Source organism: Pantoea wallisii, assembly GCF_002095485.1.
GTDB lineage: Bacteria > Pseudomonadota > Gammaproteobacteria > Enterobacterales > Enterobacteriaceae > Pantoea > Pantoea wallisii.
In genome coordinates, this window is sequence record NZ_MLFS01000105.1 from 1 (window position 1) to 6710 (window position 6710).

The 6710-nt window shown below is 48.3% G+C and carries 9 protein-coding genes; 7 read left to right on the top strand and 2 right to left on the bottom strand.

Going from position 1 to position 6710, the window contains the following annotated elements:
* Positions 1–116: 116 nt before the first annotated feature.
* Positions 117–1058, bottom strand: a complete 942-nt coding sequence (locus tag HA48_RS21480; RefSeq protein WP_244182926.1) for an AraC family transcriptional regulator — start codon at positions 1056–1058, stop codon at positions 117–119.
* 251 nt (positions 1059–1309) lie between these two features.
* Between HA48_RS21480 and HA48_RS21485 the strand changes: the two genes are divergently transcribed.
* From HA48_RS21485 to HA48_RS23015, 4 genes are all read left to right on the top strand, one after another.
* Complete coding sequence (locus tag HA48_RS21485; protein WP_128603124.1) at positions 1310–2167, top strand: SDR family oxidoreductase; 858 nt, start codon at positions 1310–1312, stop codon at positions 2165–2167.
* A 435-nt stretch (positions 2168–2602) separates the two neighbouring features.
* Entirely contained in the window at positions 2603–2713 is a 111-nt protein-coding gene (locus HA48_RS22840; protein WP_425270681.1) for a JAB domain-containing protein, read from the top strand.
* 39 nt (positions 2714–2752) lie between these two features.
* Positions 2753–3262: a plasmid SOS inhibition protein A gene (locus HA48_RS21495; RefSeq protein WP_158086982.1), complete on the top strand. Its 510-nt coding sequence runs from the start codon at positions 2753–2755 to the stop codon at positions 3260–3262.
* Between the two features lie 376 nt (positions 3263–3638).
* Entirely contained in the window at positions 3639–3875 is a 237-nt protein-coding gene (locus HA48_RS23015) for a colicin E1 family microcin immunity protein (protein ID WP_425270682.1), read from the top strand.
* Positions 3876–3889: 14 nt separating this feature from the next.
* Here the strand turns inward: HA48_RS23015 and HA48_RS21505 are convergent, their stop codons facing one another.
* Positions 3890–5281, bottom strand: coding sequence for a colicin-like pore-forming protein (locus tag HA48_RS21505; protein ID WP_128603127.1), 1392 nt, complete (start codon positions 5279–5281; stop codon positions 3890–3892).
* Positions 5282–5557: 276 nt separating this feature from the next.
* Between HA48_RS21505 and HA48_RS22305 the strand changes: the two genes are divergently transcribed.
* Genes HA48_RS22305 through HA48_RS21515 form a run of 3 tightly spaced genes read left to right on the top strand, consistent with a single transcriptional unit; the run spans position 5558 to position 6393 of the window.
* Complete coding sequence (locus HA48_RS22305) at positions 5558–5761, top strand: hypothetical protein (RefSeq protein WP_208613167.1); 204 nt, start codon at positions 5558–5560, stop codon at positions 5759–5761.
* Positions 5742–6086 (top strand): toxin, encoded by a 345-nt coding sequence (locus HA48_RS21510; protein WP_128603128.1) that lies wholly within the window; start codon positions 5742–5744, stop codon positions 6084–6086. The genes HA48_RS22305 and HA48_RS21510 overlap by 20 nt, the downstream gene beginning before the upstream one ends.
* Positions 6079–6393, top strand: coding sequence for a helix-turn-helix domain-containing protein (locus HA48_RS21515; protein ID WP_128603129.1), 315 nt, complete (start codon positions 6079–6081; stop codon positions 6391–6393). The genes HA48_RS21510 and HA48_RS21515 overlap by 8 nt, the downstream gene beginning before the upstream one ends.
* Positions 6394–6710 lie beyond the last annotated feature (317 nt).

A 6710-nucleotide genomic window follows, 5' to 3' on the forward strand; every position in this document is an offset into this window, starting at 1 on the left:
ATTCCACCACAAACTGCGTAAACTCCTGCGCGCTACTAGTCAGATCAGACCTGCCAGAATCGCTCAGTGGTTAGGGTTTTTACCGACCTGAGGTTGCGTTCACTGGCTACCCATTTTTAATGGGTGGCCGCAATATTCTCAAGCTGAGCGGCCGGAAGTAAAGCGAAAGCCATTTTCATCTCACGTGCTTCTTCGCCAGGGCTACGTCCAAAGGTACGTTTGAACTCCCGATTAAACTGTGAAGAGCTCTCATAACCGACTTGTGTTGCTGCCGCAGCAGCTGTCAGGTTGTCGCGAATCATAAGCAGTCGTGCCTGATGTAATCGGACGGACTTTATATACTGAAGAGGCGATGTGCCGGTGACCGTTTTAAAATGGGAGTGAAATGTTTGTATGCCCATACCCGCTTCGCGAGCAAGTGAAGTGACGTTCAGCGATCGGGCGTAGTTGTCGTGAATCCGCTTAAGAGAACGAGAAATGCGTGCAAAACTTCCATTGCTGGCTAAGGCAGCACGTATTGCGCCACCACGCTCTCCAGTCAATACGCGAAAACAAAGTTCTCTTACGATTCCGGGGCCAAGCACCCTTGCTTCAAGTGGGTCAGTGAGCGCATGTAATAAACGTAATGCTGTATCAGAGAGAGCACAGTCAAGTCCAGTTGATATTATCCCAAGCGGCTCAGTTAAAGGGCTACTGACGTTACGATCTACCTCCAGAATTAAATCAGCGATAGCGGTCATATCGAGGCTAACCGAGATAGCCAGGAGTGGCTCCTCCTGACTTGCATTAGTTTCGGTCGAAAAAGGTAATGGGACCGATAGCACGAGATAGTGTTGAGCATCGTAAAAATAGACTTTATCACCTAAATAACCGCGCTTGCTTCCCTGACAAACGATAACGATGCTAGGTTCATACATGACAGGCGTGCGTCCCAAAGGGCGATCGGACCGCATCAGCTTTACACCTGCTAACAGCGAGCTAGTATGGCCTTCATTGGGGGCAAGCCTTTTAATTATTGCTACCATTTCCGCTTGCTGTACAGATGTGCAACTCTTCATATCTGCTTCCTTCTCACCCATGTCATGCAAATGATCAACTAATTGTGCTTATTTTACCTCTTTTATATGTTTAATTATATAAACAGGCAATGACTGGAGAGATATAGACCTGTTTTAAATACGCCTGCATGTTTACGATTCCCAATAGTTCAACACGGCACTAACACAGTCAGATGGTCAGTGCCGTTGTGATTAGCGATGGTGACATGCGTGTTGCCATTCATTAATTCAATTTGCGGGAGTACCGAATTATGCAACAGCAAAAAAAAGGTGTAAGCGTTTGGTTTATTACCGGTGCCGCGCGCGGCATAGGGTTGGCGCTGGCAAGGCAAGCTTTGGCTCAGGGAGATGCCATAGTCGCTACATCACGTACGTTAGCCAGTCTCCACCTTGTGTTTGATGAGGAAAACCCGAATGTTCTGCCTCTGGAAGTTGATCTGGTCAGTGAAACGAGCGTGCAGGCTGCGATTGAGAAAACTATCGCGACGTTTGGTCGTATTGATCGTGTAGTCAATAATGCAGGTTATGGTCAGCAGGGCACTATTGAGGCTCTGACCGACGCGGAGCTTCGCCGTAATTTCGATGTAAATGTTTTTGCACCCCTGCATGTGCTACGTCATGTCCTTCCCTATCTTCGGGATCAGCGCAGCGGTCACATATTTAACGTAGCCTCTATTGTTGGTTTTCAGGGAGGTTATGCAGGTTGGGGCAGCTACGTCGGCAGTAAGTTTGCTTTGGCTGGGTTGACCGAAACCCTTGCAGTTGAGTTAGCGGAGCTGGGTATCAAGGCAACAGTGGTCTACCCTGGGCCGATACGTACCGGTTTTTTATCCAGTGAGAGTTTAGTTGTCGCCGGGCGCACTATTGATGCTTATACCGAGGCAAAAGCATCATTGGATTTACATCTTAATGGACTCGATGGAAAACAGGCGGGTGATCCAGAAAAATTGGCTGCACTGATTCTGCATGTGGCAGCTACTGCAGAACCGCCTGTGCATCTGTTTGCAGGTAAGATTGCAAATGCTCTTGCTGAAGAAAAAATGCTGACCATACATAAGAATCTTGCTGCCTGGCGCATTGCTTCTGATGCCACAGATTTTACTGAATGAGCTCCCTTTTTTAAGCGGATAAGACAGACCACGTCCCTCTGGCGTCTGCTGCATGTTTAAATGAATCCGCGTCCCGATCCGTCTGGAACGGGCAAGTCAAAAGCTGCTTCTCTTCGGTAAATGTCTGCGGGATCGTAGCCTCAGTTAAGAGTGAAAAGGTGAATGCACGCCAGGATAAAACTGAAAGCAGGCGTTTTCTGGTTAAGCGAAGGTATAAAGAGTGGCCTGCGTTGAGTGAAAGGCAGGCCTAAGGGCATATTCGTTTAAGCGGCTACGCTGCTAAATTACCACTAAGCATCTGAGCATCCAACAAAGGCATGGGGTAGCGCATGTGTCAGTGCGCTACCCCATGCCTGTCATATACGTACAGTTATGTTTTTCTCTTATTTTCATAATTTGCCAGTTGTCGGATAAACTCTTCAGCCTGACATCGCTATTACGGCGCGGTTAAAGCTGGCTCTGGAGCTGGTAGGAGTGAGGGTAATCGATCATATAATTGTGGCGGGAAATGGCGTGGTTTCGCTGGCTGAGCGGGAGCACGTGTAAGCCATCGCTAAGCGTCTCATGCAGGCAGGGCTACGCCGCATGATCCCGACATCACTGGCGCTGGTGCCGCTGCTGACGGAAAGGCAGGCCGCTCTGCAGGCAATTGCAGCTGTTGAGCTGGCACAGCAGATGGGCGCAAGGCCTGGCCGTTATCCCTATGTCGCCGCCTTTATGAAGCAGCTGAGCGGCGCGAGCCGCATCAGCGTGAAAGCCCTGAACCGGATAAGGGGAATTTATCTGCAGCCGCGCGAAAAGCGCGCGCCGCTGCCGGAGTGGGAAAGCGCGCTTGATGCTTTTCTCAGCACGGCGGGTGAGGTGTGCCCGCTACCGCTGCCGGGCGAGCTGGCCACTACGCTGTTTCCGGAGGCGGTCTTCCGCCGGGCCGGGCGTGCGAAACATGCTGCAGATAAGACCGTCAGCCATGCCACGAGACGTGAACAGCAGGCAGCGGACTACCGGGAGCGCCAGCTTGAGAACCTCATCCGCCAGGCTGAAACGGAACTTGCGTTTAGCACGCTGGAGACGCTGCGCGGCTGGTTCGCCGCCTAGCGTGACAGCGTGCCGGAACACGACCTGAAGAACATGATCGCCGCGTGGGCGCGGCGCTTTTCATCACGAGGTAAAGCCTTCTCATCACAGTGGACGTTCTCTACTGCGCTAACTTTGGGAGATCTGTTGAAACTAACCAGAGAGGGTCTGGTTGCTCACAAGAATCATTCTTGGTGTGGATGCTACGTAATTGTATCAATTGATAATGATTACCATTATCTATTGAATTACAAGTGCTAATTCTGCATAATCACATCAGGTTAATGGAGGAAATATGACCTTAACGGAATATCAAAGAAACTTAGTATGGCCTTTGTCCATTTTCGCAATCATTAGCATCAATCTTTACATAGATCCAAATGATAAAATCTGGTGGATGGTTTGGTATATATCAATATTTAACACTTTCTTATATCCATTCTCTAAGGAAATGGTAGAAACAATCGCTTTGAAATATACGACAAGGGAATATTGGCACAGAGGGATATGGTATGACACTCCTGCCAAAAATCCAGTTTATGCTACCTATTACATCTTTTGTTATCTGATTGCCATCCCGGCCAGTGCCGTTTACTTTTTGATGACTGTTTTCTCAAAAAAAGGCCACTCGTGAGTGGCCTATCTTATTTATTGAACGCCTGCCAGCTTTTTTAACTCAGTGGTAAACGTATCCCCTACGAAAGAGTTAACAGCCATTAGCAGAAACACGTATCCAACAATGCCCATTGGAGTTGTTAGTAAAGCACTGAAGGCCAATGCGGTTAGGGCTGTTGCTTGTTGTCCAGCATACATGCTGCCCACAGTAACAAAGAATGGTTTCCAGTCACCCGACCTGAGTGCGTTACGTGCTTCTTTAATAATTGTGCTCGCATCGAAGAGCTTTGATGTATAACCAAGGCCTCTACTTAATCGCTTTAAATTATTAGCCAATGTTTGCATATTGGTGGCATCTAATGCCTTAGCTATAGCCTCTCTATCAGCTAAGCTATATTTTTTATTGAGCACATCTTTGTATTTATTAAACGCAGCCAAAGCCTGCTCGGCATTTCGGACAGTTTTACCTTTTACTTGGCTTGCCAACTCTTGGGCTGCTTTAGTTGCCTGCGCACCGGCCCGATCCGTTGCCAGTTGGTAAAAATCGACCACAGATTTAGCAGCATCTTGCATACGTTGTACATCAATTTTAGTCTGTGCTGCAGCTTGTTGATCAGCACGGTTCTTGAGCGGTCCAGCAGGAAGAATTGTTGTGAATGCAACGTATAATGGTTCAAGATTACTGCCCATGGGGAACCATAGAACAAAGTCATTTGTCATTGCACCCACAGTGCTGCCAGCCGGTCGTAATGGAAGTTCAGCAAGATTTCCAAGCCTGCCCTCAAATGGATGTTGATGAGGCTTGTTAACGACAGTTAATTCAAGAAACCCAAGACTCCCGGGTTGCCACCCTGCATCCCAATTCCCATCAGCTTTAGTAGCTTTAGCCATACGCACCGGCACCTTGAAGGGAGTAGGAGTTTTGTTGCCTACAGCTGATAGATATTGAATCCCATCAACAACATCATCAGCAATACGGGTATGCAAATCTACTGATGAGGGTATAGGAGCATTTGCAGCCATAGATGAATGTGTAAGATGTTTAGCGGGCATAATCATGATCGATGGGAGCACCATGTTGTCCGATGATGGGAACTCATACGCCGGAGTAAATTTTGTAAAAGGTGCGCTTAAAAAATCATCCCATTGTGGAACATTTAAGGCTGCACCTATCCTGCTTAAAGCTCGTTGCAACTCCGCACTCACAGCGTTAGGTACATCAATCCACATTCCATCAGTTGGCTCGTTATAACCAGGGGCTCCAGGCGGTCCTGAAAAATTAATTGGCTTCTGCTCTCCTTGTTGAGGCCACACGGTCATTGTATTACCACTTGTGTATCCAGTTGTTGGATAAGCCCAACTCGAACCACTCCATACCAGACCGGGCTCCGGGGCATTACCGTTATTGTAATTTTCATAACTCATATAAAACTCCTTTTCTGTTTTCCATGCCACATAAAATCTGTATATACATACAGTTGTTTGACGTAAGGCTAATGCAAACAATAATGATCATCATTCCTATTTACATTTATTTACAGACGCCTATTTTCTATTTAATTAGGCGTTAACCTTTTATCCTTTAAGGGCTGACGCTCAGTGAAACGAAAACTCACGTTAAGCAATGCTTTCTTCCTCTTACGCCTCTTCTAGTGGCCGCAGATGCCCTTTTGCCACCAGTTCTGTCGGCATGAAAGAAAAATGGCTGAGCATATTGATATGTCCATGGCAAAGCGGCGAGAGGCGTGCAATATCTTCATTATTGTTGAGCGTCAGACCCCAACAAACTGCCAGCACAGAATGAGCCAACAATCATTACTTAAAATTATTGATGTATCCCCAATATGGGGATATCATATCCCCAAGTTGGGGGTAGGGAAAAAACATGCACGCGCTATTTATTGAGCTTTCGAGCTTTGAAAAATACCGGGCCGACTATCTGAATGATGACCAGTTCAGGCTATTTCAGAGAATGCTGCTGGCCGACCCGGAAAAAGGTGATGTGATCCCTGACACGGGCGGTCTGCGTAAAGTACGGTTCCGGGATGAGCGACGAAATAAAGGCACCCGGGGGGGGATCAGGGTTATCTATTACTGGACCAACGAAAAAGGTCAGTTCATCCTGTTTACCATCTACGATAAAGATCAGCGTGACAATTTGACCAAACAGCAGCGCGACGCCCTGGCGGAGGCGCTGAACGTAATTAAAAAGGGGCTGAGACATGACTGAACGCGACATTTTCAGTGAGCTGATGACGGGCATGCAGGAGCTGAAAGATCACCAGGACGGAAAAATCACGCTAAAGACTTACAAGGTCAGCAAGCGCGAGCCCGTCACCATCGCGCCGCACGAGCTGCGCGACGTACGCGAAAAACTTAACCTGTCACAGGCGGTTTTTGCACACTATCTGCACACCGGTGAGACCACCTATCAGAACTGGGAGCAGGGCAGGGCTAAACCGAACGCTCAGGCCGTACTGTTAATCCGGATGGTGCAGCAGAACCCGGAAACCCTGCAGACGCTTGCGCAGCTTTAAGCGGCATACAGCTGCATTTATCCCTTGCGAATATTATCCTGTACCGCGCCGCCTGGCGCGGTTTTGCTTTGCGCTTTGTGCCAGCCCCGGAACGGCAAACCGCCGCCCTGCGGGCCGTGAAAAGCCGGTGCTGACGCACCGGCCCTTTCCGCCCGGTCACGTATGGCCACCCGCCTCTTATCCGGATCTGCGTACGCCTTTTTCAAATCAACTTCGTCTTACCCTCTTATAAAAATATGCTTTAACAGCAACAGCAACAGCAACAGCAACAGCAACAGCAACAGCAACAGCAACAGCAACAGCAACAGCAACAGCGT